A 23,843-nucleotide genomic window follows, 5' to 3' on the forward strand; every position below is an offset into this window, starting at 1 on the left:
AAAATTCAGAAACAAATCATCGTCCGAATATGATATTATGCTAAAAGTTCATATGGAGAAATTAAAAAAGACTTGTAAACACTATCAAGATAGACGTAATTATTATCATAGTCTTCAATCTTAACATTACTCACATACTCATTAGTTTTATTTATGGATAGTGTTTATAGTTATTTTAGCTTTTGCCATATATGCTGAAATTGGATTATCCAAAGCCTCAGGATTTTCAAGTAACTGTCTTACTTGTCTAGCAATAGAAGTTTTATAGGTATCCAACTGGGGAACTAGAGTATATATGCTCGATGTATCGATTGTAATGGTCCTAAAATTATTTAAATCAAAAGGAATATTATCACATTTTCTAATTAAGTGTATTGTCGGTAAATTAAACGTATGTCTTAATGATAATTCATAGAAAACATTTGGATTATGATATGATAAATCTGCGATAACAAGTTTTGCATTTATTATATGTTCAATTATTTGTGATGTAATCATACCAGGTGCACTAATATTATCAGCCCTGACTACTGAAAGGTCAAATTCATTTAAAGCTGGTTCAACAATGCTGCTTAAAAACAAATCAGAGTGTTTTCGTTGCTCAGAACCTTCTTCACCAATTGGAGTAATATAAAAGCACATCTTTTCCCATTTGTCATGTTGAGCGTTGACAGTTTCGGCTGGTAAAGAATTGCCATAATTACTTTCAATAGTAGGAATTATTGCTGGAAGTATAGCTTTTTCAACAACTTGGGGTGTCGCAGAATTTATATCTTCAATTACCTGCTCAATTGTGATTATCCTTTCAGAACCAGCTAACACCTTTATTAAACCGATAAATTTTGCATTTATTATAAATAGTTCAACGCCTTTTTTACATTCTTCTTCTTCAAGTCCTTGTTCCTTAAGCGAATCAGCCAACACTGAGTTTGCTGGAACTTTCATGTTTTTAAATTGATTATACAATCCTGACAAATATGTATTGCTTCCTATAGCCAATTTAAAATTGGCTTCTGCACGTCGAGAGAGTTCTTCCTCTGGGTTTGTGGCAACTGATCCATCTGGAGTTAGTTCTATATAATCGGCTTGGTATCCACCCAAAGTTATACCATACTTTGCAGATGAAGTGACTAGAGTCCTGCTAGGCCCGCTTTCAGGAGCTTTGCCAATTTGATCGAATAAAGTTATTCTCCTAATTTTTTGGCCAGAAGCATACTGCCAGATTCCATTTGCAATAATCAGACTTTCTTCATAGGATAAGGCAGGGAAAGCACGAATAGCTCTTTTTCTTTTCCCTTCTGCTTCGGTGACTGTAGTTTGAGACCTTGCATCTTCTTCTATTGTAACTTCATCAGCCATATCCTGTTTCCTCCAAACATAATGTCACATTTTTCTTTCTAAATAATAATACACCTAAATATACCAAAAATAAAGATGCTATCCGACTAAATATGTCATTTATTATATCTATAAGAACTCCCCTTACGTTGAAAATAAAATGAATACTTGCCTAAGAATGAAGTACCGCCCACATGGACTATATGGGCGGTGTTTTTGTATATAGAAGTCACTTCGTGCCAAGTTCGAGGTGTTGACAAAGTTCCAAAAGGAGAGGCAAAAATGGTATAATGTAGGCAAAGAAAAAGCAGTGGGATGTGTTTGGGAATGCTGACGGAGCGAGACGGGATACAGATAAAAATGCATTGTGTCACCCTTGAGGACCTGGTGCCGCAGGAGCACTTTTTGCGCAAGCTGGAAAACGCCGTGGATTTCAGCTTCATCTACGACGAGGTTCGGGATTTGTACTGCCCGGATAACGGCAGGCCCGGAATCGATCCGGTAGTGCTGGTAAAATATCTACTGGTGGGATATCTGTACGGTATCGAATCGGAGCGTCGCATTGAGCAGGAGATTCAGGTGAATATGGCCTACCGGTGGTTCCTGGGGTTGGATTTGGATGATCGGGTGCCCGATCATTCTACAATTTCCCAGAATCGGCGCAGACGGTTTCATGGAAAAGAGGTGACCGTCACCTGTTTGAACATATTTTGCATCTATGCATGGAAAAGGGATTGGTGGATGGAAAGATCATTCTGACGGATTCCACGCATGTAAAAGCGAATGCCTCATTTAAGGCGAATACAAAAGTACTGGCCCAGCGCGAGACAACGGACTATATGGAACGGCTGGATCAGTATGAAGCGGAGGAACGTGCGCGGCTGGAGTCATCCGGCGCCATCAAGCCGCAGCGCGCGGGGCGTGAGAAAAAGGAAAGCGAAAAGGTGCAAAAGACGGTCAGCACCACCGATCCGGACGCTGAAATGCTGCAGCGGCCCGGAAAACCGGAAGGAATGCATTACCTGGATCATCAAAGCGTGGATGCCGCTCACGGAATTGTGGTGGATGTGGCAGTGACACCGGGAAATGTGAACGATTCGGAGCCATACCTGGGACGCATTGAATACATGCGGAAGCATTTGGGACTGGATATTCAAGCAGCCGGCGCGGATAGCGCCTATGGCACCAGCATGATTTACCGGGCGATGGACGATATGGGCATCTGGCTGTACACGCCCGCAGCAACGGGCGGGGCAACCTACAAGGTGGAGTTCAGGCGCGAGAATTTTCAGTATGATGCGGAAAAGGACTGCTTTATTTGCCCTGCTGGAAAACAACTGACCCTGCGGAATCTTGAGAGGGAGCACTACAACGTCTGCCGGGTATACAGAGCCGAAAAGAAAAACTGCCGGGCCTGCCCGATGCTAAGCAAGTGTGTAAGTGGCAGCCATCAAAGCCGCGCGATCCGAAAGAATATTTTTGAGGAATCCGTAAAAAAGCAGCGGGACACGGATGGTACATTCACCCACAAACATATCCTGAGTCTGCGCCAGATTTGGTGTGAGGGCAGCTTTGCGGCCCAGAAATGGATGCACAACTTAAGACGTCTGTTCAGACGGGGAATCGAGGCGGCGGAAGATCACTGCCTCTTGTCGGCAACCGCCTTAAACCTAAAGCGCATGGTTAAGTGCCTGGGATAAGTCCCAAGGCGCTTCTTTTTTTGCCTGTTCCCCCTGGATTTCTCATGGCTTCGTCCCGAATGATGGGGTTTGTCAACACCTCGAACTTGGCCCGAAGTCGGCGCTCCGCGCCTGTTGTTGCGTCATGTCACTATCACTTTTGATTTATAAAGATACAGTTACCATCTGTTGACTGCCTATCTCAGTTTTATTGGTTTTCTTAGTTGCTTCCTTATGAGCCCTGCGCATTCGCACCCGGATTGTCGTTGCCGTAACCTTCCAACAGGTTGATCGCGCCCCAAATGGCAAGGCCCGCGCCGAGGGCGATCACAAGGGTCTGGAGAACGCCGATTGCGGAATGAAAGAAACTCATAATACTACCTCCATTTTTTAAGTTGTATATATAAACCGCTATTCTGCGGCTTTTGGGTTCCCGGAGAGGTCAACGGAATACGTGTTGAACACATCGTCCGGTTTCGGTTTTAATTTTGTGGACAGAAACTTCTCAATATGGAAAGCGTTGCGGGGATCATAGTCGGACAGGTACTTGTAGTTCGGATGCTTTGTGATGTCGTACTTGTCCGAAAGGAAAGGCCGGACACCGCGAAGCTGGAGGATACATTTGCCGCCGTCAAGAACAGACAGCTCATCGACCGAAGCGAGATCACTGCAACATTGTCAAGGGGTAAATTAAAACCATAAGCTAAAACCGTGTCCAATAAATCACGGCTTTAGCTTATGGTTGTTATGTGCAATTTAATATTAAATTAAAACTGCCAGTACTGTGATGATGCGTTATGCAGGGAATTAACACCCAAAATAAGAGGTCGAACTATGTTGCTAAGAAGCAAAATAGTTTATTAAATATTTCTATTAAAGTAATTCTCAAATCCATTGTAATAAAAGTGTGGATTATTTCGTTTGAAAACATCTAAATATCTTTCCTCGGGTAACAGATATTTTAAATGTTGATCTCGCTTTGCTATTCTCTGAGGATTATCAGTATAGTGTAAAACCACATCAATTTCTGCATTTTCAGAAATGTTCTTCTGTAGTAACATTCGAAATTCATAGTCGGCTAAAGGAAATGAATAGCCAATAAATATTATTTTATCTGCATTCATTAGTGCGAAGCTTGCGGATTTCCATAAATTTCTATAGAGTTGATTATCAATAGATTTTATCATGGTAGGAGTTATTATTTCTGGCTGAATTAACACAGAATTTCCTTTAGAGGATTTCTTGCATATCAAACATTCTTCAGAGGATGAATCATCAAACAAATATTTCCCATATGGTTGTTTCTCAATTATAGAGAGCCCTCCGCAATCTAAGCATCTGAACCAGTTAATGGAACCATGCAGCTTAATTAGTTTTACGGACTTATCTCGTGAAACTCTCTCTTCCTTTTTTGAATCAAATTTGTAGTATTTGTCATTCAAGCACAAATTATAATTTATCCCACTTTTATTTAAATAGCCTTCCCAAAGCGTATCCCAATTTGTTGAAACTATAGTTATATTATCTAAATTTTGAGATACAAAGCTTATTACTCTTTGGTATGCAGGGTGTTTAAAAGAATGTTCCATTGTTTTTTTCCCAAAATAATATGTAAATAGACGTAAAATTGAATGCCGAACGCTATCCATATCTAAATAGGTATACTTATTATTATGCTCCTTTAAAATAATGGCTTTATCAAAAGATGTAAATACATCTTCCAAACTTACGTTAAGATGAATATCAACAAGTTTTTGCCGTATTTGTTCTTTTAATATTTCCAAATTTTTAAAATAATCGTTTAAATCTACGATGTATTCTGGCCTCTCAAAAAGTAATGAATGCATTTCTTTCGTAGCCAATTCAGCATCTGTACCCTTTAGTGTTGTAATTTCGCCCCACTTTCCGAGAAAATTATTAATTGCTTCAAACCGAGTTTTTGCTTCCAGAATGTTGATATAGCTCTTATGATATATATCGTAAGAGTCCCCATAAGAGTATAAAAGATATAATCCTACTTCAATGAAAGCTCGTAAAAACTTAATACTTTGAGGCTCTGCCTTTATATCAAGAATAGACCGTTTTTCTGGAGCCAACATTGCATCGATGATTTTATTTTGTATTGGCAATTTTGCTGGGGCTGAGAAACCAGCTCCAGTAACAATAACAATTTTATCTGGCATAAATTTCACACCATGATTTGATATTTTGATACCATTCAGGAGCATATACACTTACTGCATTAAGAAAATCTTGGATTAAAGAGTTCAACGGTTTAGTATTTACCTCATTCCATTCTCTAATTTTGCAGTATAAAAAATGTATTGCTGCAATTAAACTAGCATCTGTGGTTGGTCTATTACGGGACACAATCCCATACCTTGTTTTCATAGTAAATGGAATAGAGTCGTTATAATTACTAAAATTGTTAATATCATTTTTTATAGTGATATAGCATTGCTTACAATCGCAAATGTTATCAAAATAGTCTTTAACATAATCAGAGGAAGATTTTTTTCCACTAAAGTAACCTTTACTACTTAAAATGCTAGCAGCTTCATCAAACCTTAATCTTCTATGAATAGGGTAAAAATAATATTTATTGACCGGTAACCCACCACCGACTGGAGTTATATTCCTCGCTTCACCATACCCAACCGATTGTGCCACACCATATAATCTGTGAGTAATTTCAGTATTACAAAGAAGTATAGAATCATATCCGCCATATGCCATAATCGGTTTTTTCCCTATGGTATCAAATACTTTTAAAAGTTCGTAAAATGCTTGTCTTAAATCATAATTGGCATCAAAAGAATCAAAATCATCAATCCAAATAAACAGATAATCATACCCATTGACATTATATGTACTTTTTATCTGCTCTAAATATTCTTTTTTAAGTAAGGATTCTTTGTCCAGAACCAATTGGGCAGCTAAGTCATAAGTCTTTTCTCCAATATTTAAAGAAACATATTTTTCAATGCAGCTCTTGTTAATACTTAGCCATTTAAGATTAGTATTTCTATCATATTCATTTTTTATCATAAAATATGGTGCAATGAGGAATCTAGGAATTGGTCCAACTTTAGCAAATTTTAAATATTTATCATATTCTTTTGTTTTAATAAAACTGTCAACATATGAAGTTTCAAATTCCCATACTTTTTTAACCAATTCATCAATTTCACTTTCAACTTCATAAACTTTCGGTGTCCGTTGCTCATCAATTATAATATTAGCAAGTGCTTCCGGCATGCAATTAAGATATTTCTCAATGGATTTTTTTAAGTGCATTCTTCCCTTTTTGTTTTTCGCTTGAAGGGCTGAAATGTCATGTTGAAAAATATGGGTTTGAGGGTCAATAATATATTGCCGTTTATGTACCGAAACTAAATCTGCAACTGCCGCCCCACTATAAGCTACAATGGTAGCATTAAAAATGACTGCGTCAAATTCATTTTTAAATTTGACAAAAGCCTTTTTATCTGTTCCAGTATTGTATCTGAGAATTCTTAATGGTGAATTCATATTGTCACCCCCTTAATATAATTGATAACACTGGCTTTTTGAACGGTCCAAACATCCTCTATGTGTTTTGGCCTCAATACATATTCAAAAAAATCGTTTTCATAATTGTAAAAATATAATCCTATGCCCTGCTCAGTACAAGAATTTACAACTGTATTTATTGCTCTATCAGTTTTGGGCTTTGGAATACATATTTCAAGATAGTCAAAGCATATTCCTACACGTAAAGCTTGCTTAATAGCTCTTTTCCAATCCGATAGTTTGAATTCAATAGCAGATACTTCATGTGAAATATTGTTGTATTTTACAACATCAATAGAACGGCTAAACACAGGGACTTCACAGATAAGTTGCTGATTTTTCTCTTTGAAACTTTTCAAGAAGGATTCCCTAAGTTCTTCTTCGCTATAAGCATAATTAGTCATCACGCATTACCTCATCTTTAATCAAGGAATTTGTGGTATACTTCGGATACTTTGTATATACATATTTGAGTATTTGTTTAGGATATAATGATATAATCTTTTTCTTAAATATCTCCAGTATGGACAACTGATCTGGATCTAATGGAAGTATTTCTTCTTCCACGTATTTAATTCCTTGAGTTGCAATCTCATACTTCATATACTTCCCATCTTCTCTCACGTGACTTTGGCTTTGTTCTGTCATCTCATCAATAAACGCATCTTCTTGCCAATCGTCTACCTCTCCCATCTCTTCTGAAGCATTTATATCAGTCACTTTAATAAAGCCAAGGCCCCGGAAAAACTCTATTTGGTCATATAATTCTTTCGAAAAAGGCCCATAATTATATGCAAAGAATTCCGGCAATTTGTCAGAGTTTAATCCTTTCTTTTTCAATAATGGTGCTATCTCCTCATTAAATAAGAACATCATTTTTGTTAATCGAATAGCGCCTTTAATTGGCTTCTTGTTATCCAAATACAGTAAAAGTAATAAGTAATCCGATCCTATTAATTTACTCATATTCTATCTCTCCATACATAAAAAATTACGCAGATAATACCATTGGTAAGTGGCGAACAATATACAAATTTTGCTGCTTAAATTCTCAAATCTATAATAGCCCAATAACTGCCAATGTTCAACCACAAATTTTAAAACTTCTCTATTGAAAAAAGTAAGCGGTATTCTCATGTCGTTTCCTTTTTAATTTCACCGACGAAATTATACACGATTTTGACCCGTTGGACTTTTTCGCCGTTCTCAACATGGATTTGACCTATCACGATTTTGTCAATCAGACGGTGAACAATCGCTTCGTCCAATTCTTCAACGGCTGCGTACTGGCCGATTTCCTCAATAAAAGTCCGAACATCCTTGCTACGATCATCGACGCGGCTGAGTGTTTCCATGATTTCCTGTGTTCGAGTCTTGCCCTGTGTTTGCTCCTGCTCAAGTTGCTCTGTCATCACGACAAAGCGATGCTCCGTTAGAATGCCCTTGGATTTATCTTCATAGAGGCTCATGAACAGCTGATCAATTTCCTGATTACGCGCTGTCAAGGCGTTCAGCTCTTTCTTGAGCGACACTTCATCGACGTTTTGTTTCTGTTCCAGCTTTTTGGTGAGTTGGGTATAGAAAGCATCTGAATCCTGCAAGGCTTTCCGGGCATGTTTCTGAATATCGGCTAATACAAGGTTATATAGGTCGCGAGCTTCAATCTTATGGCTGGTACAGGCGTTTTTCCCCAACCGGTTATAGGTTTGGCAAATGTAATAGGACTTGTCGATTGGCTCCCGCTTTTCCTTGGTGACGCGGTTAATATCCATACGGCCCACCTTTTCATACCGCGCCTGCATGGATTTCCCGCAGGTTTCGCAATGAGGTGAATTAAAATAGCAAGTGCAACAGGAGGGTAGAAAGAGTCCACAAAAAGCCAAATCCATGATACAGTAGGAGTTGAAAAGACACCACTGAAGGAGAGGCTTTTATGGACTACCACCATCTTACACCAAAAGAGCGCGCATTGATAGCCCAATTGTGGAATAACGGGATCAGTATGAGGCAGCTTGCACGCAGGTTGCAAAGGGATCCGGGCACAATCAGCCGGGAGATCAAGAGGAACCGTTCGGGACAAAAATATCTTAGCGTTCCGGCACGGGCCCGGTACCTTGAACGGCGAATGGAATGCCGCCGGAAGAGGCTGTATCAAAACCCACGTCTGACAGCTTACATATCCGAAAAGCTTGAATTGTCATGGTCGCCCGAACAAATTGCCGGAAGAATCCGGTTAGACTATCCGGATGACCGGGACATGAAAATCTCGCACAGCAGCATATATCGGTGGCTACGCGCGGACTTGCTGCCACGTTCCGTACAACTTACGATGAAACTGCGTCACTATGGCCGTCAGCATGGAGAAACTCGTGGGTACAAGGCCGGGGCGCGGGAAATCCGGGAGAGAAGCAAAGAAGCTCTACGCAGAAAGAGACTTGGAGACTGGGAAGCTGACACGATCGGGTTCGGACAAGCAAAACGCGCTTATTTGCTGAATGTGACCGACCGAAAAAGTCGATACTGCTGCCTGGCCGTCCTGCGCAACATCAGACGGGAAGAAGTCATGCGGGGCTTTGAGTTCTTCTTTGAAGGCGGAAAGGTTCCGCTCCGCACGGTAACGTCGGATCGAGGGATCGAATTCAACTGCCACCGTGAATTTGAGAGCCGCTTTGAAGCGTTGTATTATTACACTCGCCCAGCCTCTCCGTGGCAGAAGCCAACTGTGGAAAATACGAACGGATTGATTCGTCAGTTTTTCCCCAGAGGAACCCGTTTTACAGAACTTACCCCAGAAGCCGTGGCATTTGTCATGGAGCGTCTCAACGACCGCCCGCGTAAATGTTTGAATTGGAAAACTCCTGCTGAAGTCATTTCTTCTTATCTGTTGCACTTCACTTGACAATTCACCATGAAGCAAACCGTGAAACAGATTATAGAAGGGACAGGCGTTGCCTTTCATGATGGGCGGGCGATGGTCGATCAGCTTTTGCACCCGTTCCCACTGCTCTTTACTGACTATGGCCTCATGACAGTTTTCGATGATTTCCCATTGGTCGCGAGGAATGGCATTGATCGTATTGGAACGGATCGCCTTCTGGTGAGTTTTACAAACAACATGAGCACCGTAGTAAACAGGATTCCGAAGAATCATGCTGATAACGGAACCGCCCCACGAGTAGTAATTAATGTCTGGATTGGCTTTGATTCTGCACCGCGTAATCGGTATTTTGCGTTCCAACAGATATTTAGAGATACGCATGTTGCCCCATCCGTCCGAAGCAAGGTCATAAATCTTTTTGACGATGGGCGCAGTCTTCGGGTCGATAATCAAATGCCCATGATCCTTCGGGTCACGTATCAGACCGTAGGGAGTGGTGCCGCCTAAAAACTTGCCCTGCCGGGAACGCGTCATCCATCCGGCTAAAACCTTTTTGGAAATATCCCGGCTGTAGAGGTCATTTAGAATGTTGCGGAATGGAGTAATGTCCAACTCCTGCTTGTTTTGACTGTCCACACCATCCGTAATGGCAATATAGCGCACATTATGGCGCGGAAAGTAGATTTCGATGTAGCTGCCCGCCTCGATATAATTGCGTCCAAGGCGGGAGAGGTCTTTGGTAATCACACAGTTGACTTTGCCCGCCTCGATGTCGGCAATCATCCGCTGAAACCCGGGACGGTTGAAATTGCGGCCCGTATATCCATCGTCCACATAAAAAGAATATTCGCCCATGCCGTTCTTTTCCGCGTAATCCTTCAACATTGCTTTCTGGTTGCTGATGCTCATGCTTTCGTTATCGCGCCCGTCTTCCATGGAAAGACGGCAGTACAGGGCGGTGGTCGGATAGATCAAATTGTTTTTCCTGCTCATTTTACGTTCTCCTTAAATGAACAGGGACACGATACCTAAAGTGTACCATGTCCCCGCCGCTTTTTCAACGCCTTGGAAAGCGTCTTGCATACTCTGTTTTCCGCTGTATTCGTGAACGATAATGTAACGGGGTTTTGCTCCTTTCGATTTACTGGAAGAAGCCACAGATTTTTCGCAATGATTCATAGGCGAGCCTCCTTTGAACGTTTGGATTGAAAATTCGGGCAATCCATTACGACGGCCCGGAAACTCTGCTTGCAGCCGTGGACGCATTTCCGGCAAAGTGAGTTGTATGTCATACGGTTTCGGTGATTTAAGAAAAGCTGCCATTCCAGCTTGTGTTTTTTGCTCATTCTCGGCATGAAAGCCACTCCTTTCGTCGCTCAAATGGATAGATGAATTTTCTGTAGCTTTCCGGTGCTGTTTTCGGGAAAAATCGGCCCTGTAAGCCCTATCTGTGAAGCGGGGCATTATGGGGATAGGGGTAGGACAGGCAGACATAAAATGTTGTGTTCCGGTATTGTTTCGGTGCGGATTTTATCGCTCATGATTGCATCCCCGATCTCTGGACTTCTCCGGCCGGGCAAGCTCGTCGGCAGTCTTGCGGATTTTCTCTATAGCCTGAATATCCGTTCGCATGGCTTTCATTTGTTGATACAGGGCGTTGCTTTGGGCAGTTAGGCGTTCCACTTCGGTCTGCCAATGCTTCGGCATAAGCTTTTCACCAGACACTTTCAGATCATCCAAATACCGTATGGCAGCATCATACAATGCAAGTTCAACACTGTGCGCGTCCTGAAATTTTTCACGAGCTTGCGGTTTCAGGGAGACAAGCCGCTGACGAACCGGTTTGTTGTCGGTGTACTGTTTCCACATGGAAAGCCGCTTATTCAATCCGTCGGTCTGGCGGGCAGTGGCAGCAATCTCGCCGCGCACACCATAATATTCCGTTTGCATGGCAGTCACTTTCGCGTGAAGCTCCTGCATGGAAGAAATGTTGTTTTCCTGTAAAAAGTTGAACAAAGCAGAGCTCTCTTTGAGGGCTTTGACCTTGCCGTACCGGGTAGCCGGTCTAATTGTGTCCTGCGCCTGCTGAAACTGCTCCCAAATGCTCGGTTTTTGTTTCGGCTTGGCTGCCTGTTGCTTCGACCAGTTGTAAAGGCGGGTGATACGTGCCTTGATTTCTTTGAGCAGCCGGTTCTGTGCGGCAATTTCCCGATTGACGGTGCCTTTTTCAGTGAAAATCCCCCGGTACTCCATCTGCGTGGTCGCGACGCCCATATGAACGGTAGGAATCTTCTGTACGCCCTGACGGACATAGCTGCGGTGGTCGATTCGCTCCGGCTTGCCGATCTGCTCCAACGTGCGGTTACAGGTATCAGCCCAAGCTGCCCGCCACACTTCGGCTTTGCCCGGATCGTTCCAATCAGTAGTATCAACCCGGTGGCTTTTGAAACCGCCACTGGGAAGTGGAATACGCTGACCGCGCGCATCAAGGTCATATTTCTTCCGGCACTTCGCGCCCCATTCGCCGCGCTCAGTCAGCGGGCGCAGGATGAGCATGATATGCGCGTGCGGGTTCCCGTTGCCTTTATCGTGAATAGAAAAATCCGCACACATGCCGGAAGCTATAAAAGTATCCCGGACATAGGCGCGAACAAGTTTGATTTGCATATCCCGGTTAAGCTCTGCTGGCAGGGCAATTTCGATTTCACGGGCAAGCTGGGCGTTGCGGCTTTTTTCGATCTGCTCCACGCTGTTCCAGAGGGTGGAACGGTCGGAAAATTCGGGTGGGGCATGGGCAGGAAGAAGAATTTCCGAATAGACTACGCCGCCTTTTTTCGTATAATCATGGGTGATGCTGTCCCACTCGTTTGTGAGCTTTTGCCCGCTGCGGTAAGCGGCGGCGGCAACGGCACTTCGGCCTTGGCTTCGCTTGATGATTTTGATGCTGCAATGGTAGATTGCCATAGGCAAGAATCCTTTCATTACAGATATAACAAAACCTCACGCCGGGTCGGATTCTCCGCAGAGAATTCGACCCGGCATGAGGTTGCACAAGAGGTTTGGAGGGCGTAGCCCCCATCGCGCCCGTCAGGGCGCAACGGCCTCGCAGAGCGCACGGCACCCGCAAGGGTGTATAAGTGCGCCCTTGTCCCAAGGGAACTATCCGCTGCCTTTGTGGGAATCTCGTTTTCCTTGAAGAAACGCTTTGACCTGTTCGCCTGTCATGGGGACGATTTCGGGAAAGATGCTTTCCAGAATTGCTCCACGCTCAATGAGGCGGTGAGTTCGTTCTTTGCGCTTCGAATCGGTCTTCCGGTTCAGCAAAATTTTCTGCCGGTTTTCAAGCTGGCGGATTTTCTCCCGCACAGCTTCCGGCTCCTGTGACGATGGCATAGTATCAATCACTCCATCCATTTCTTTTTTTCAAAATAGTGCCTGAGATTTTTCACGCCTTTTCTCACGGAATCGCATACGCCGCTGCTGTTTACGCCTTCGGCGCGGGCAATATCCACTTTCTTCATGCCAAGTATGTAATGAGCGTACACGCGCCGCGCCTGAATGGGCGGCAGGTGGTCAAGAGCTTCATAAAGCTGTTGCATTGAAACTTTTTGCATAAGGATTTCTTCGGGCGACGGCTCCGTGTGAAGAATGCTGTTTTCAATGCCGTCGCCGCGATCCAGAGAATAGTAGGCTTTGTGTCGATATGTTCTTTGACGGTAATTGTTTTCCTGACGAGTAGCTAAAAGAATGGCTTCAGCAACCTCGTCGCTAACTTCAATAAAATGATCTTCTGTAAGGAGCGGGTAATACTTGCGCAGATTGATTGTAGGCATACGGCTAACCTCCAGACAGCGAACGGGACAGACAGATTAAACCTGCCTGTCCCGTTTACTCATGTGATAGGGCAAATGCCCTTCACTTGATTAGCCTGAAAATTCCTTTCCGTACGGTGGGTACGCAAAAAAATTCCTGCATTTATTGCGTACTGCTTCAATGCTGTCCTGAACGGCAGATTTGGAACAATTGCAGAGTTTTCCAATCGCTGAATAGCTTAGTCCATGCATCGCAAAGAGAAGAAACCGCTGTCGCTGAATCTTTGTGCAGCTTTCCAACACTGACATGATTTCCTGCAAGGTTTCTTTTCGGCAGAGCCACTGCTCCGGCGTTTCGGAATAACAGCATCCCTCACGTGCGACTATGTATTCATCGAATTCCCGCCTGTCCCAATGACGGCGCTGTTCATGGGCAAGATTTTCGACCTTATGCTCGGCTTGGTCAAGATATTCACAGATCTCAACGGTAACTTCAACGGGCACGGCTTGTCCGCTGATTTTGATAGATACCTCCATGATTTTCTGTCCTTTCTGAAAGATTTGAAATTTCAGAAAGGATTGGGAGGCGAGCGACAATGCGGAAAAACGAGTGCAAAAAAGCTCACTTGGACAGAATCCAGATGAGCTTTGAAAGGGAGAGGAAATGTGAAGTCCTCTTTAATATGATTGATTGATTCCTGTTGATAGGCAGGGTTATCCTTAGAACCGCACAGGCTTTTTTTGACAGATTACTTATTAGAGCGACGCATAACAGATAGATGTCCGCTTCATCACGCCCGACCGCTGACTATCAGCGGTCGCCTGTAGTTCATGGAACATTGAACACATATAGAAAAGCCCTCCAAACTCGTAAGTCTGGAGGGAAGGGAAAAAGCGTTTATTCAAGCATAGGAATAGACCCACCAAATTTACGTTTTTTTTATTTGGCGGGTCATTTTTATGATAGGTCGAGTGGGTTATGCTGGTGTCCATTCTCCAACCCATCGCCCTGTAGTGCGGTTAAATTGTCTTTTGTAATACGCTCCATTGATTTTTTTAACGAACCAAACATATTGTGTTGCTTGTGTTGTCATTATTTGGTCAGCAGCAGAGGATATCCCTTTGGCAGATACTGTTGAAGCTTCCGCAGTGGTACACAAGGCTCCGCTCAATAAGGTTTGAAATAGCAAAGCTAAGGCTATAACTTTTGTTAAGGTTTTCTTAATGGCTTTCATTTTCTTTCCTCTCTTTCTTTTATTGGCAAATTCTTATATGGCTCTTCGAGTCCTTTTATAGTAGTTAAATATCCGGCGTTATGTAAATAAACATCATATTGTCCATCAGGCATTTTAACCAAATATGCCGTATCCGGTGTTAACGCAACCAAATCGGGCTCGCGATCACTTGGCAATGAATATTGCGGCTGTATAACGCAGGAAAAAGAAAATATTAATATGACGGCTGACATTATACTCGCTATAAAGATTCTGATATTCGAATATCTTGGTCTTTCACGCGGAAACAATAACTCAAAACGTTGTACGATCTCTGGCTGATTATTGCTATCTATAACACCCAATGTGCCATGTATTATTTTTTGTGTAGATAGCCTGGACTTTTTGTAGGTATTCAAGAGGAATTGTAAGTATCGCAGTCTCTTAGTTTCTTCCCATGTTTTACTTATAGAGAAATCAACATTTATTTCAAGAATGCAATCAGATCTTTTTCGTAACGCATAAACGAATGGATTCCACCAATAAATAGCGCAGATTAACTCGATCAAAGTTTTAACCCAAATATCCCTATTATGATAATGCTCTAACTCATGCCTGAGAACAAAATACTGTTCTTCACTAGTAAAATTTGATATTGGAAATACAATTGTCGGAGAAACAAATCCAAAAATCATTGGTATTGATACAGCGGATGTTTCAATAATTTTTAATCGCTTTGGCAATTTATATTCAGAGGCTACTTTTAGAAAAATGTCTTGATCTATATCTGTTTTTACAGGACAAAATTTGAATGATCTTTTGAGATGATATTGATTGCTCAATAATCTTATCATGCTGATTACTATACCGGTTAGCCAAACGACACCTATTAGAGAAAACAGACTAATGTTCTTTAACATCAAAACTGTAGACAAAGGAGTTCGTAAAAAAGTATCAATCTTTGGCAGAAGATTAGTTGAAAAAAACACCTTTGTATATGGAAATTCCATGGGTATTAATATCCTCACAATTATCATTAACAACAGCGTGAGAAGTACCGGAATCCCAAGCATCTTAATATATGATGTTTTCTTTGACAGAAAGCAAAATAATACAACTAGCAAATTGCTAATTATAATTGTAACAAATATGCTCCATATTGATATCACCTTGTATCACCCGATTTTTCATTCTCAATTTCTTTTTTTCTGTCATTTAACATTTTTTCAAGTTCATCGATAACGTTTGATTCATTTTCCGTATTTTCCAGTTTAAGCAGGGTTGCTACTAGATGAGGAATTGCAGTTTCCTTGCTCGGATCAAAATAATGTGTAAACTGCATTGTCGCAAAATCATTAGCGCTTAACAAAGGTTTATATTCACGTGCGTTTGTTTTATAAACCTTTGTATAAGATGATACTCCAATGACTTTCTTGGAGAGCAATGATTTAATTGTGTTTTGTACACTAAAAATACTGAAGTTGCTGTCCTCTGTAAGCTCCGATATTTCAGTAGCAGTCAATGAATTGTTTGATTTCCACAATACTTTCATTATTTCGAGCTCTCTGTTAGTAAGTTTTACGTAATTTCTGCTTTTCATTTGAGCTTCTCCTCATAATTTGATAGTGTTATTATAGCAAAGATTAATAAAATAAGTCAATAGTTAATATTTTTTGTTGACAGTAACAACCATTTGTGCTATTATATCAACGGTTGATATAATATATTAATCTTAAAATGCCTTATTGCAAGATCTATAAAAGGAGAAAGACTATGCACCAAAGGAATCCAAAATCAGGAAAAGAAACGTCGCCTTTAAGTTACGGCATCACATCGATACTTATCGTAATTTTTATAATAGTTTCCTGCCTAAGAAAGGAAAATCCCTATGATATTGTGTCACTATCCGCTTGCGTTGAAGCATTAGAAAGCTATAAGAAAATGAAAACTACCCGAGCAAAGATTGATATTGTCATTTTTATAGCCTCTGTCGTTGTTTGCATCTCCGCACTTTTACTTTTTCTTATTATATAGGTAACCCTACTTATTAAAGTGATATCTTCCCAGCCGCTTTTAATATGTGAAGGAGGTCTAAAAATGAAGAAACTTGTAAGTTTGTTCCTAGCATTGGTCATTATGTCTACGGCGAGCATTGATGCATTTGCAGCCACTACAAGTAATGTGGATGCAGATATCGCATCCAGCAAAACAACTTCCATAAAGGATTCTGACCTACAATATTTAGAAACGGCATTCAGCATTCTTATGGAAGCTCCCGATGAGTTTCTGAAAACAGCCAGCGATACGGAAATCCGTGACTACTTTAAACTCAAGGGATTAGAGTTTAAAACTCAAAAAGAACTTATGGTAAGCTCCAATGAGATTACAACACAAGATTTTTGGGATGGAGCTAAATGTGCGGCTGCTATTACGGTGGTTATTGGTGGAACCGTATTTGCAGGTGCCAAGCTACTCAAAATCAGGAAATATGTTAAAGCTATCGGTGGTGTAAAAAAAGCCGCCGCCGCTCTGATTGCCTATGCCAAAGCAGGAAATGCTATACCGCCAAATGTGAAAGCAGATGTCGGTAAGTCAATTCAGAAGCTAGCCGAAGAAGTCCTCGGAATCGCAACTATACAAGAGTATTGTTTCGGCGGGTAAACAAGTCGTTTTTCGTCAATAAAACGTACTTTTTAGGTTGGGAAGATATACAATGGCTAAATATTCTAAGATTCGCAGGGAATGAGTGCATAGATATTTAAAAGAAAGAGGTATACAATATGAATAAGCAGTTCAGAAGGGTAATTAGTTCCATATTAACGTTGGCATTAGTTTTTTCCACCTGCGTATCAGCTTTTGCAGCAGAATCAAAAGTGTCATCTAGGAAGACAGCATCTGTTACAATTGTGGAACAGGGAGTTTACATCAATGGGAATTATTATAGCCAAAACGAATTTATATCGTTACTAGACAAAGCTACCCCCGTATCGCAAGGTCAAATTAGACCTGCGGTCGCCGGTGCAGCAATTGCTGCTGGAGCTTATTTTATTCCCGGCGTGGGAGAGGTGCTTATTACAGCCACGGGAGCTATTATAGTTGCCGGAGTTATTGTAACAGCTGGCACGTGGCTATATAACACAGTAACCCACTGGTTTGCAGAACAACGCGCTCTTCAGAGTGTTATTGATAGTATCCCATCACGATTGAGATCAGGAAACAGCGTTGACTTAGGAAAATTCAATCAGAAAGTGTCTGGGAAATCAGTAAAATACAAAGAAAAGGGGGGATGGACTATCGAAAAGGATAGAGCAGGAGATAATTCGCATGGTGGGAGCGAATGGAAACTTAAAAATCCAAGTGGAGAAAGAAAAGCTACTTTGGACAAAGACGGAAAGGTGTTAAGAAAATAGTGGATAAAGGTGAACTTATTGATGTCGATGCGATTAATCAAATAAATCAAGTAACAGAAGGGATGATACAATCTCCGCAGTGCGATATTGTAGATATTTTTCCTGAGCAAATACCTAAATCTACCACATGGTATGGTGATGTGGAACAGTACTTTCTGAAAACTGAATTTCAAGACTATTTAAGAAAATGCTTTCGAATCATACTGAAATTCATCTGTTACTATCCCTACACCGTCATACAGTCTGAGTTTCCTCAACAGGTTCCCGGTACGGATCAATATCGAAATACGGAGAAAACTTATCAAAGAATTTCTATTGATGAAATGGAGTCTTTGCTATTTGATACAATAGGAAAAAACGGATGCTTTTCTATTTATTTTCGAGAAATATCCATCCTTATCGTCATTGAGTCTGAATCTTTTAGCACAGTAGTATATGGCTTAGATCAATCTTCTGAAATTTCAAATTTATTATCCGATCTGGTGCATAATGAAGGGCTTTTTCTGAGACATTGTTTTAGACAATTCTAATTTCAACAGAACAAGCGCGGAGAGTTAACTGCAGTTCTGCTTCTCTTTTGTATCACCTCAGAGGGCGGTAATCAGGATACACACTGAACAATAAATGTTGCTTATACAAAAAAGGTGAAAGCTATGCTGAAACATAGGGTCATACTTACATTTTACACCGCTTTGTTTGTAACGGTATATTTCACTAGTTTTATACATGAATTTCCAAGCTTTCTTTTGATCGTAAGTATTTGCCTTTCAATATTTCTTTTCATTTATGACGGATTAAGAGGTATCGGTGTTAAAGGAGTACTTCCTACGGCAGTCTATGTTTGCCTTGCCATTATTACTGCTATCTTGTTGGCGATTATCGAAGAGCATGCAATTATTGTAAAAGATCCAATGATTTTAAAGCAAGCTTGGATTCATAGCGCAATGTTCTACGTAATACCATTTTTGGTGACCGACATGGTTTCAGCTTTTTTCGTTAAGCAAAACCAGAAAAGTTGAGTATTGTTCAATCAAATGAAGAGGCTATTACAAGATGAAAGTTTTGTAGTAGCCTTGCTCATTAACTAGGTAAGATGGAACAATCTTGAATAATTCGATAAGAATATTATGCCCATACCATGAATTTTGGTAAACTTAGTAGGTGATCGTTTATGAATCAGACCGCAAAATGTATTGCCCTGATAATATCCATCTTATATCATGTAGCTTTTATATTTGTTTGGTCAGGAGAATTGGCTCTGCAGTTAAATGCACCGTTCCTTTGGCTTTTTCTCTTGTTAGGAGTCTTTGTTCTTATAGCGACTTATAAAGCCGTTCCAGACAGTATGAATCAAAATAAAAAACAATTTGTAATAGCCATTTTAGTATCTATTGTCTTGTTATTCATCGTCAGTGGAATAGCAGAAACAATAACTGGTAAGGCTTTTTCATACCCTAAGGGAAGATGGATAGACAGAATCTACTTCCTGTTCATTCCGGAAGCATTATTGGGAATATATAATTCAATAAAGTCAATTATCCATATTAAGCGGAATGATTCATAGTAGGGTTACGTCTTCCTTCAAAAGCATTTGTAAAATGTTCATGCAAAATGGTCGGGGTACCTGCATCGAATGGTGTTGGCTACTCCGGCTTTTCGCGTTTCATAACGCGATGTTCTAAGCAATACCATTTTTGGTGACCGATACGGTTTCAGCTTTTTTCGTTAAGCAAAACCAGAAAAATTGAATATTGCTCGATCAAGTCAGCGGGAACAAGCCATGGTATTTCCCGTTTCTTTTAGCTCCCTTAAACCGTCTGGCAGAGCAATGGTACACTACCATTCTGTCTGTAATTCCCAAATTTTTCGCTGCTTCTTTTGTCGTAATATAATCCACCCATTATACATAGATTAATTCTGACAAGATTATTTCTTCGGCCTGCGCCCTTAACGTGTTCATCAGGCCAACCCATTTCATGGGATCGCTGGCTTTCAACCGCTCTGTTACACCTACTGATTTCATCAATTCCGGCATTATTCTTTCAAGCCTGCGGTTTGCCGTTTCGTCGATTTCCAGTAAGTGCGGGTACAGTTTTTCGCTCAAAATCAGGCTGCTATACAAGCAAGGGCGGTGTTCTCGCAAATATCGTTTTCTCATGCGCCCGTATTTGCCGATAGGCTTGTCCGGCTGACCGGTAAGAGCCAAGTCAGGAATGTAGAAATCTCCGCAGCGGGAATAGGCCAGATCTGCCATTGCGGTCACTCCTTTTCTTGTTGGTATGCCGTTCTCTTTAGCACCTCCGCGAAGAGTCCAATTGATCGTGTCCCTGTCCGTAAATTTTGTGGGCAACCGAACTCTTCACGAACAAGTATGGCACATCCTTCCCCAATTTTTGATAATTGAGGCTGTGGGAAACCTCACGACCCCGGCTTTCGCCGGTGTTGTAAGTGTCGATCGTCTCTTTCCCAAGAGATTCGGTCAGTTCCTTCAAGGTCGTGCGTTCCTTGCCGCCGAGGAAAATGGCGCTGTCGCAGTTGCCGATGATCGTGTCGGCGTTGTCTTTATACAGGGCCTTGAGTTGGCTCTGCGCCTGCAAAACAAGGCAGGCCGAGATTTCACGGCTTCGTATGGTGGCAATCAGCTTTTCAAACTTGGGGATCTGCCCGATATTGGCAAATTCGTCGAGCAAACACCTGACGTAGACGGGCAAACGCCCGCCGTACACGTCGTCGGCCTTTTCGCAAAGCAGGTTGAAAAGCTGCGTGTAGGCCATCGAAACTAAAAAGTTAAAGGTGTCATCAGTATCTGAAATGATGATGAACAGGGCTGTTTTCCGGTCGCCCAGAGTGTCCAGCTCCAACTCATCGTAGGCCGTCAGGTCACGCAGCTCCTGAATGTCGAAGGGGGCCATTCTTGCTCCGCAGGAAATAAGGATACTTTTTGCTGTTTTGCCCGCCGCCAACTTGTACTTTTTATACTGCCGAACAGCGAAGTGATTCGGATTTTCTTTTTCCAGCGCCTCAAACATGAGATCCACTGGATTTTTGAATTCCTCATCATCTTCCCGGACCTCCGAAGCGTTGATAAACTCGATCAGCGTGGCGAAATTCTGTTCCTCGACCGGAGCCTCATAGTGAATGTAGCCGATGAGCGCCGTGTAAAAGAGAGTTTCTGCTTTTTCCCAGAAGTCATCTCCGGATTTGCCGTTCCCCTTGGTGTTGGCGATGAGCGCCGTGACCAGCTTCAAGATGTCCTTTTCCGAATGGATGTACGCGAAGGGATTGTATCTCATGGACTTTTTGAAGTTGATGGTGTTGAGAATCTTGATGCGGTAGCCCCTGCGCCGCAGGAGATTTCCGCACTCCACGACAATGCTGCCCTTCGGGTCCGTGACAACGAAGCTTGTCGGATAATCCTTGGAATCGCACTGCATCAGGTTCGGCTTGATGAAAAATCGCGTCTTGCCGGAACCGGAGCCGCCGACGACCAGCACGTTTTTGTTCCGGGAGGTCTTGGGGTCCTTCGGGCGGCTGTTCATGGTGAGCCGTTCCGTCTGCGTGAGAATGACGTTGTTTTCAAAAACAGGGTCGATGTACGGCTTGATGTCCTCGGCTTTGCCCCAGCGGGCCGAGCCATATTCCACGTTTTTACGAAACTTTTTGGCGTTCCGGCCCTTAAAATAGACCGCCAGCCGGAGGGCGGCGGCGAGAAGGACGCCCACGCCGAGGTCGGCCGGATAAAAGCTCGGCAGCGGGGAGGAAAACGCGGCGGTAAGGCCGTCCGTCAGGTGCAGGAGCTTTCCCGAAGCGTCCGCGCCTGCGGTCAGCCGCCACGCCTGCCCGAACTTGGTGGCGAACAGCGCGACGAACAGATACGGCAGATTCATCAGGAGCAGCTTTTTCGTTTTTTCACTCATCGCGCCCGCTCCTGTTCCTTATGCCTCACCCGGTCAACGGTATTCGCCTTGACCAGATCCTTGAACTGCCGGAGCCGCGAGAGGACGGAGGCCTTTTCGTCCGGTTTACCGTTTTCGCCGTAAACTCGGTGAAAGCGGCGGTGAGCGCGTCCGCGTCCCGCGCCTTGAAAAAGACGAGATATTTGGGCGGCGACACGCTGCGGTCTTTTTTGACGGCGTAGTCCACGCCGTATTTTCGCGCCACGCGATCAAAGGAACGGATGTTGCTGTCGGTAATTTCAATGTTGGAAACGCCCGCATTCTGCCCGACGAGCTGCTTCACCGTCTGCCTGCCGTGAGGGACCACGGGACCGGCGCGGGCCTTCGCAATTTTCTTCTCCTTCCGGTGGGTCAGATATTTGGCAATCGCCGCTTTGAGCACCCGGCCCGTGAGCTTCGTGCCGCTGATGATGAGCGTCACGGAGCGGTTTTCGATTTCTTCCTGCAAATAGAACACCTCCTGTCATGGCAAAGCCGCCCCGTTACCGTTCATCTTGGGAAGGCGGCTTTTTCTTTGCCGGAGCCGGTTTCCCGTCGGACCGACTGTCCGGCCTTTTTTTCTCACCCTTTTTCAGGAACGGTGTGAGGACGGTTTCTTTGCTGTCCATGTACATTTCCTCGGTTTTCTGCTGCGCCTGCTGGAGCTTTGAGATGGCGTCGGTCACGTCGTTGAACAGCGAGTGGTACATTTTCTGATAGTCCGGCACGTTACCTCCGCTCCTTTTCCGCGTCCTTTTCCCGGCCCTGTCCCTTGACGGTGAGAATGCCGTCCAGCGTGGTGGCGGTGATGTGCAGCCGTTCCGCCGTGGCAATATCGTTTTTTACAGTTTCGTCCACATTCCTGCCGCAGACCACCAATACATGGGCGCGGCGCAGAAAGTTGCAGGCAATGTCGATGCCGTCCTTGTGTTCCTGCGGGATGGCGTCGTTGAGAAAAAGCGGCAGGAACAGGATCGGGCAGATTGGCGAAAAGCCCGCGTCGTAAATTTTGCGGCAATACCGCGCCGCGTCCTCGGTGTTTTCTATTTCGTCCGCACTCCACGGGGCGGTGATGTATGCGAGGGGTCGTTTCATGATAAAATTACTCCTTTCCGGTTTTTGTTGGGTACAAAAACAGCCCGCGCGGGACGTTTACCGTCCGGGTGGGCCGCTTCCGTACATGTCGTGATTGACCAGCGCCGAGTAGTAGCTGCTGATGGTGGTCGGTGCTTGATACAGCGCGGTCAGGATGTAGCTTCGGATGTTGCAGACGTCGGTGGTGTTTTTATCCAGACACTCCAGCACATATTCGATATGGCTGTCGTCGAGCTTCAAAAGCCTGCTTTTCACCGTTTCGGCGGGCATATCCTCACCGGCGATCCGGATTTCCTTTTTCCGGCTGCACACAGTATCGAGCATGATGCCCACGATTTCATCCAGCCGTTCCGGATCGCACCTCTGCTGCAGAACGTCGTAGGAAATATTCTCTTTGATGATTTCGCGGTAGGTATCTGTCGCATCCATCGAATTAGCCGGGGCAACGGCCTCCGGTTTTTGATCTGCCGGATTGGATTGATAAGGATTTACTCCATACGTATTTGATTTTTTAGGAATATTAGTTCCCTTAGTATTTAATTGCGCGGGGTTTTCCGTATCCGGTTTTCCCATATCCGGGTTATCCAGATACGGCTTTTCCGTATCTGGTAAATCCGTATCCGGCGGCTTGCGCGGCTGTTCGTAGATGGTGTACTCGGTGTCTGTGATGCGCCCGTCCTTTCCGCGAAGCTGGCGGCGCTCCATATAGCCCGCGTTTTCCAGTTCCTTGAGCGCTTTTCCGATGGCGTCCACTCCCTCGCGGCAGATGGAGGCAAGGCCCCGCGTGGTGTAATCCCAATCGTCCGGAAGGGAGAGCATCATGGACAGCAGCCCTTTTGCTTTCAGGGACAAGGCCCTGTTTTTCAGGTGATGGTTGCTCATAACTGTGTAATCCCGCGTCCGTTCAACACGAAAAACCGCCATTTGTAT

General features: G+C 43.3%; 26 protein-coding genes and 6 pseudogenes. 8 read left to right on the forward strand and 24 right to left on the reverse strand.

Annotation, left to right across the window (positions count from 1 at the left end; all coding sequences use genetic code 11):
• Positions 1–147: 147 nt before the first annotated feature.
• A complete protein-coding gene (locus VA597_RS11655; protein WP_128743073.1) occupies positions 148–1,359 on the reverse strand; it encodes a hypothetical protein in 1,212 nt (403 codons plus the stop codon).
• Between the two features lie 306 nt (positions 1,360–1,665).
• Between VA597_RS11655 and VA597_RS11665 the strand changes: the two are divergent.
• A pseudogene (locus VA597_RS11665) lies at positions 1,666–3,038 on the forward strand (IS1182 family transposase).
• A gap of 217 nt (positions 3,039–3,255) precedes the next feature.
• On the opposite strand, the pseudogene VA597_RS11670 reads toward VA597_RS11665, so the two are convergent.
• The 7 genes and pseudogenes from VA597_RS11670 to VA597_RS11700 form a co-directional block, all read right to left on the reverse strand.
• A pseudogene (locus tag VA597_RS11670) lies at positions 3,256–3,390 on the reverse strand (Maff2 family mobile element protein); the annotation flags it as partial.
• Between the two features lie 38 nt (positions 3,391–3,428).
• Positions 3,429–3,683 (reverse strand): annotated as a pseudogene (locus VA597_RS11675) (VirD4-like conjugal transfer protein, CD1115 family); the annotation flags it as partial.
• Between the two features lie 194 nt (positions 3,684–3,877).
• Entirely contained in the window at positions 3,878–5,200 is a 1,323-nt protein-coding gene (locus VA597_RS11680; protein WP_164919049.1) for an SIR2 family protein, read from the reverse strand.
• Positions 5,190–6,548, reverse strand: a complete 1,359-nt coding sequence (locus tag VA597_RS11685; protein ID WP_128743076.1) for a hypothetical protein — start codon at positions 6,546–6,548, stop codon at positions 5,190–5,192. Before VA597_RS11685 ends, VA597_RS11680 begins: the two co-directional genes overlap by 11 nt.
• Positions 6,545–6,973 (reverse strand): hypothetical protein, encoded by a 429-nt coding sequence (locus tag VA597_RS11690; RefSeq protein ID WP_128743077.1) that lies wholly within the window; start codon positions 6,971–6,973, stop codon positions 6,545–6,547. Before VA597_RS11690 ends, VA597_RS11685 begins: the two co-directional genes overlap by 4 nt.
• Entirely contained in the window at positions 6,966–7,535 is a 570-nt protein-coding gene (locus tag VA597_RS11695) for a hypothetical protein (protein WP_128743078.1), read from the reverse strand. Before VA597_RS11695 ends, VA597_RS11690 begins: the two co-directional genes overlap by 8 nt.
• A 167-nt stretch (positions 7,536–7,702) precedes the next feature.
• Positions 7,703–8,458: a DUF4368 domain-containing protein gene (locus VA597_RS11700; RefSeq protein WP_128743079.1), complete on the reverse strand. Its 756-nt coding sequence runs from the start codon at positions 8,456–8,458 to the stop codon at positions 7,703–7,705.
• Positions 8,459–8,502: 44 nt separating this feature from the next.
• Between VA597_RS11700 and VA597_RS17775 the strand changes: the two genes are divergently transcribed.
• A complete protein-coding gene (locus tag VA597_RS17775; protein WP_128741069.1) occupies positions 8,503–9,468 on the forward strand; it encodes an IS30 family transposase in 966 nt (321 codons plus the stop codon).
• Between the two features lie 132 nt (positions 9,469–9,600).
• Here the strand turns inward: VA597_RS17775 and VA597_RS17780 are convergent.
• The 10 genes and pseudogenes from VA597_RS17780 to VA597_RS11750 all read right to left on the reverse strand — a co-directional run.
• Positions 9,601–10,440: pseudogene (locus VA597_RS17780) on the reverse strand (recombinase family protein); the annotation flags it as partial.
• 12 nt (positions 10,441–10,452) lie between these two features.
• Positions 10,453–10,626, reverse strand: coding sequence for a hypothetical protein (locus tag VA597_RS11710; protein WP_164919050.1), 174 nt, complete (start codon positions 10,624–10,626; stop codon positions 10,453–10,455).
• Entirely contained in the window at positions 10,623–10,802 is a 180-nt protein-coding gene (locus VA597_RS11715) for a hypothetical protein (protein ID WP_128743080.1), read from the reverse strand. The genes VA597_RS11710 and VA597_RS11715 overlap by 4 nt, the downstream gene beginning before the upstream one ends.
• 175 nt (positions 10,803–10,977) lie before the next feature.
• Positions 10,978–12,411: a MobQ family relaxase gene (gene mobQ / locus VA597_RS11720; RefSeq protein ID WP_128743081.1), complete on the reverse strand. Its 1,434-nt coding sequence runs from the start codon at positions 12,409–12,411 to the stop codon at positions 10,978–10,980.
• A 195-nt stretch (positions 12,412–12,606) separates the two neighbouring features.
• Positions 12,607–12,840, reverse strand: coding sequence for a DUF3847 domain-containing protein (locus VA597_RS11725; RefSeq protein WP_205703167.1), 234 nt, complete (start codon positions 12,838–12,840; stop codon positions 12,607–12,609).
• Between the two features lie 8 nt (positions 12,841–12,848).
• Positions 12,849–13,280, reverse strand: coding sequence for an RNA polymerase sigma factor (locus VA597_RS11730; protein WP_128743083.1), 432 nt, complete (start codon positions 13,278–13,280; stop codon positions 12,849–12,851).
• A 90-nt stretch (positions 13,281–13,370) separates the two neighbouring features.
• Positions 13,371–13,796, reverse strand: a complete 426-nt coding sequence (locus tag VA597_RS11735; protein ID WP_128743084.1) for an RNA polymerase sigma factor — start codon at positions 13,794–13,796, stop codon at positions 13,371–13,373.
• Between the two features lie 440 nt (positions 13,797–14,236).
• The gene (locus VA597_RS11740) at positions 14,237–14,494 is read right to left on the reverse strand and encodes a hypothetical protein (RefSeq protein WP_128743085.1); all 258 of its coding nucleotides are present in this window, start codon (positions 14,492–14,494) and stop codon (positions 14,237–14,239) included.
• Complete coding sequence (locus tag VA597_RS11745) at positions 14,491–15,642, reverse strand: M56 family metallopeptidase (RefSeq protein ID WP_156990130.1); 1,152 nt, start codon at positions 15,640–15,642, stop codon at positions 14,491–14,493. The genes VA597_RS11740 and VA597_RS11745 overlap by 4 nt, the downstream gene beginning before the upstream one ends.
• Positions 15,639–16,073, reverse strand: a complete 435-nt coding sequence (locus VA597_RS11750; protein WP_326974609.1) for a BlaI/MecI/CopY family transcriptional regulator — start codon at positions 16,071–16,073, stop codon at positions 15,639–15,641. The genes VA597_RS11745 and VA597_RS11750 overlap by 4 nt, the downstream gene beginning before the upstream one ends.
• A gap of 173 nt (positions 16,074–16,246) precedes the next feature.
• Between VA597_RS11750 and VA597_RS17785 the strand changes: the two genes are divergently transcribed.
• The 6 genes from VA597_RS17785 to VA597_RS11775 all read left to right on the forward strand — a co-directional run bounded on the left by VA597_RS17785 (position 16,247) and on the right by VA597_RS11775 (position 19,447).
• On the forward strand, positions 16,247–16,507 hold the full coding sequence (locus VA597_RS17785) for a DUF6442 family protein (protein ID WP_442872773.1): 261 nt from the start codon (positions 16,247–16,249) through the stop codon (positions 16,505–16,507).
• A 63-nt stretch (positions 16,508–16,570) separates the two neighbouring features.
• Positions 16,571–17,134, forward strand: coding sequence for a hypothetical protein (locus VA597_RS11755; RefSeq protein WP_326974610.1), 564 nt, complete (start codon positions 16,571–16,573; stop codon positions 17,132–17,134).
• Positions 17,135–17,253: 119 nt separating this feature from the next.
• Positions 17,254–17,883: a hypothetical protein gene (locus VA597_RS11760; protein ID WP_128743087.1), complete on the forward strand. Its 630-nt coding sequence runs from the start codon at positions 17,254–17,256 to the stop codon at positions 17,881–17,883.
• Positions 17,883–18,413 (forward strand): hypothetical protein, encoded by a 531-nt coding sequence (locus VA597_RS11765; protein WP_128743088.1) that lies wholly within the window; start codon positions 17,883–17,885, stop codon positions 18,411–18,413. Before VA597_RS11760 ends, VA597_RS11765 begins: the two co-directional genes overlap by 1 nt.
• Positions 18,414–18,527: 114 nt before the next feature.
• The gene (locus tag VA597_RS11770) at positions 18,528–18,902 is read left to right on the forward strand and encodes a hypothetical protein (protein ID WP_326974611.1); all 375 of its coding nucleotides are present in this window, start codon (positions 18,528–18,530) and stop codon (positions 18,900–18,902) included.
• Positions 18,903–19,054: 152 nt separating this feature from the next.
• Positions 19,055–19,447, forward strand: coding sequence for a hypothetical protein (locus tag VA597_RS11775; RefSeq protein ID WP_128743090.1), 393 nt, complete (start codon positions 19,055–19,057; stop codon positions 19,445–19,447).
• Between the two features lie 336 nt (positions 19,448–19,783).
• Here VA597_RS11775 and VA597_RS11780 read toward each other — a convergent pair whose 3' ends face one another.
• From VA597_RS11780 to VA597_RS11805, 6 genes and pseudogenes are all read right to left on the reverse strand, one after another.
• Positions 19,784–20,137, reverse strand: a complete 354-nt coding sequence (locus VA597_RS11780; RefSeq protein WP_128743091.1) for a TnpV protein — start codon at positions 20,135–20,137, stop codon at positions 19,784–19,786.
• A gap of 121 nt (positions 20,138–20,258) precedes the next feature.
• Positions 20,259–21,800 (reverse strand): annotated as a pseudogene (locus tag VA597_RS11785) (VirD4-like conjugal transfer protein, CD1115 family); the annotation flags it as partial.
• Positions 21,797–22,287: pseudogene (locus VA597_RS11790) on the reverse strand (PcfB family protein). The pseudogenes VA597_RS11790 and VA597_RS11785, both read right to left, overlap by 4 nt.
• Before the next feature lie 34 nt (positions 22,288–22,321).
• Positions 22,322–22,546: a hypothetical protein gene (locus VA597_RS11795; protein ID WP_128743092.1), complete on the reverse strand. Its 225-nt coding sequence runs from the start codon at positions 22,544–22,546 to the stop codon at positions 22,322–22,324.
• A gap of 1 nt (position 22,547) precedes the next feature.
• Positions 22,548–22,913, reverse strand: a complete 366-nt coding sequence (locus VA597_RS11800) for a DUF7768 domain-containing protein (RefSeq protein ID WP_114175736.1) — start codon at positions 22,911–22,913, stop codon at positions 22,548–22,550.
• A gap of 57 nt (positions 22,914–22,970) precedes the next feature.
• Positions 22,971–23,837 carry a DUF6017 domain-containing protein gene (locus tag VA597_RS11805; protein WP_128743093.1) on the reverse strand — a complete coding sequence of 289 codons (867 nt, stop codon included), beginning with the start codon at positions 23,835–23,837 and terminating at the stop codon, positions 22,971–22,973.
• Positions 23,838–23,843: the final 6 nt, after the last annotated feature.

It is taken from the genome of Caproicibacter sp. BJN0012 (assembly GCF_035986805.1).
Lineage (GTDB): Bacteria > Bacillota > Clostridia > Oscillospirales > Acutalibacteraceae > Caproicibacter.

Coding starts and splice junctions, on each gene's coding strand:
- VA597_RS11805 (WP_128743093.1), bottom strand. CDS start 23,837: ATGGCGGTTTTTCGTGTTGAACGGACGCGGGATTACACAGTTATGAGC.
- VA597_RS11710 (WP_164919050.1), bottom strand. CDS start 10,626: ATGAATCATTGCGAAAAATCTGTGGCTTCTTCCAGTAAATCGAAAGGA.
- VA597_RS11800 (WP_114175736.1), bottom strand. CDS start 22,913: ATGAAACGACCCCTCGCATACATCACCGCCCCGTGGAGTGCGGACGAA.
- VA597_RS11680 (WP_164919049.1), bottom strand. CDS start 5,200: ATGCCAGATAAAATTGTTATTGTTACTGGAGCTGGTTTCTCAGCCCCA.
- mobQ (WP_128743081.1), bottom strand. CDS start 12,411: ATGGCAATCTACCATTGCAGCATCAAAATCATCAAGCGAAGCCAAGGC.
- VA597_RS11775 (WP_128743090.1), top strand. CDS start 19,055: ATGAATCAGACCGCAAAATGTATTGCCCTGATAATATCCATCTTATAT.
- VA597_RS11725 (WP_205703167.1), bottom strand. CDS start 12,840: ATGCCATCGTCACAGGAGCCGGAAGCTGTGCGGGAGAAAATCCGCCAG.
- VA597_RS11735 (WP_128743084.1), bottom strand. CDS start 13,796: ATGGAGGTATCTATCAAAATCAGCGGACAAGCCGTGCCCGTTGAAGTT.
- VA597_RS11690 (WP_128743077.1), bottom strand. CDS start 6,973: ATGACTAATTATGCTTATAGCGAAGAAGAACTTAGGGAATCCTTCTTG.
- VA597_RS11730 (WP_128743083.1), bottom strand. CDS start 13,280: ATGCCTACAATCAATCTGCGCAAGTATTACCCGCTCCTTACAGAAGAT.
- VA597_RS11780 (WP_128743091.1), bottom strand. CDS start 20,137: ATGGCAGATCTGGCCTATTCCCGCTGCGGAGATTTCTACATTCCTGAC.
- VA597_RS11655 (WP_128743073.1), bottom strand. CDS start 1,359: ATGGCTGATGAAGTTACAATAGAAGAAGATGCAAGGTCTCAAACTACA.
- VA597_RS11760 (WP_128743087.1), top strand. CDS start 17,254: ATGAATAAGCAGTTCAGAAGGGTAATTAGTTCCATATTAACGTTGGCA.
- VA597_RS11685 (WP_128743076.1), bottom strand. CDS start 6,548: ATGAATTCACCATTAAGAATTCTCAGATACAATACTGGAACAGATAAA.
- VA597_RS17785 (WP_442872773.1), top strand. CDS start 16,247: ATGCACCAAAGGAATCCAAAATCAGGAAAAGAAACGTCGCCTTTAAGT.
- VA597_RS11755 (WP_326974610.1), top strand. CDS start 16,571: ATGAAGAAACTTGTAAGTTTGTTCCTAGCATTGGTCATTATGTCTACG.
- VA597_RS11740 (WP_128743085.1), bottom strand. CDS start 14,494: ATGAAAGCCATTAAGAAAACCTTAACAAAAGTTATAGCCTTAGCTTTG.
- VA597_RS11715 (WP_128743080.1), bottom strand. CDS start 10,802: ATGCCGAGAATGAGCAAAAAACACAAGCTGGAATGGCAGCTTTTCTTA.
- VA597_RS11700 (WP_128743079.1), bottom strand. CDS start 8,458: ATGGATTTGGCTTTTTGTGGACTCTTTCTACCCTCCTGTTGCACTTGC.
- VA597_RS17775 (WP_128741069.1), top strand. CDS start 8,503: ATGGACTACCACCATCTTACACCAAAAGAGCGCGCATTGATAGCCCAA.
- VA597_RS11750 (WP_326974609.1), bottom strand. CDS start 16,073: ATGAAAAGCAGAAATTACGTAAAACTTACTAACAGAGAGCTCGAAATA.
- VA597_RS11695 (WP_128743078.1), bottom strand. CDS start 7,535: ATGAGTAAATTAATAGGATCGGATTACTTATTACTTTTACTGTATTTG.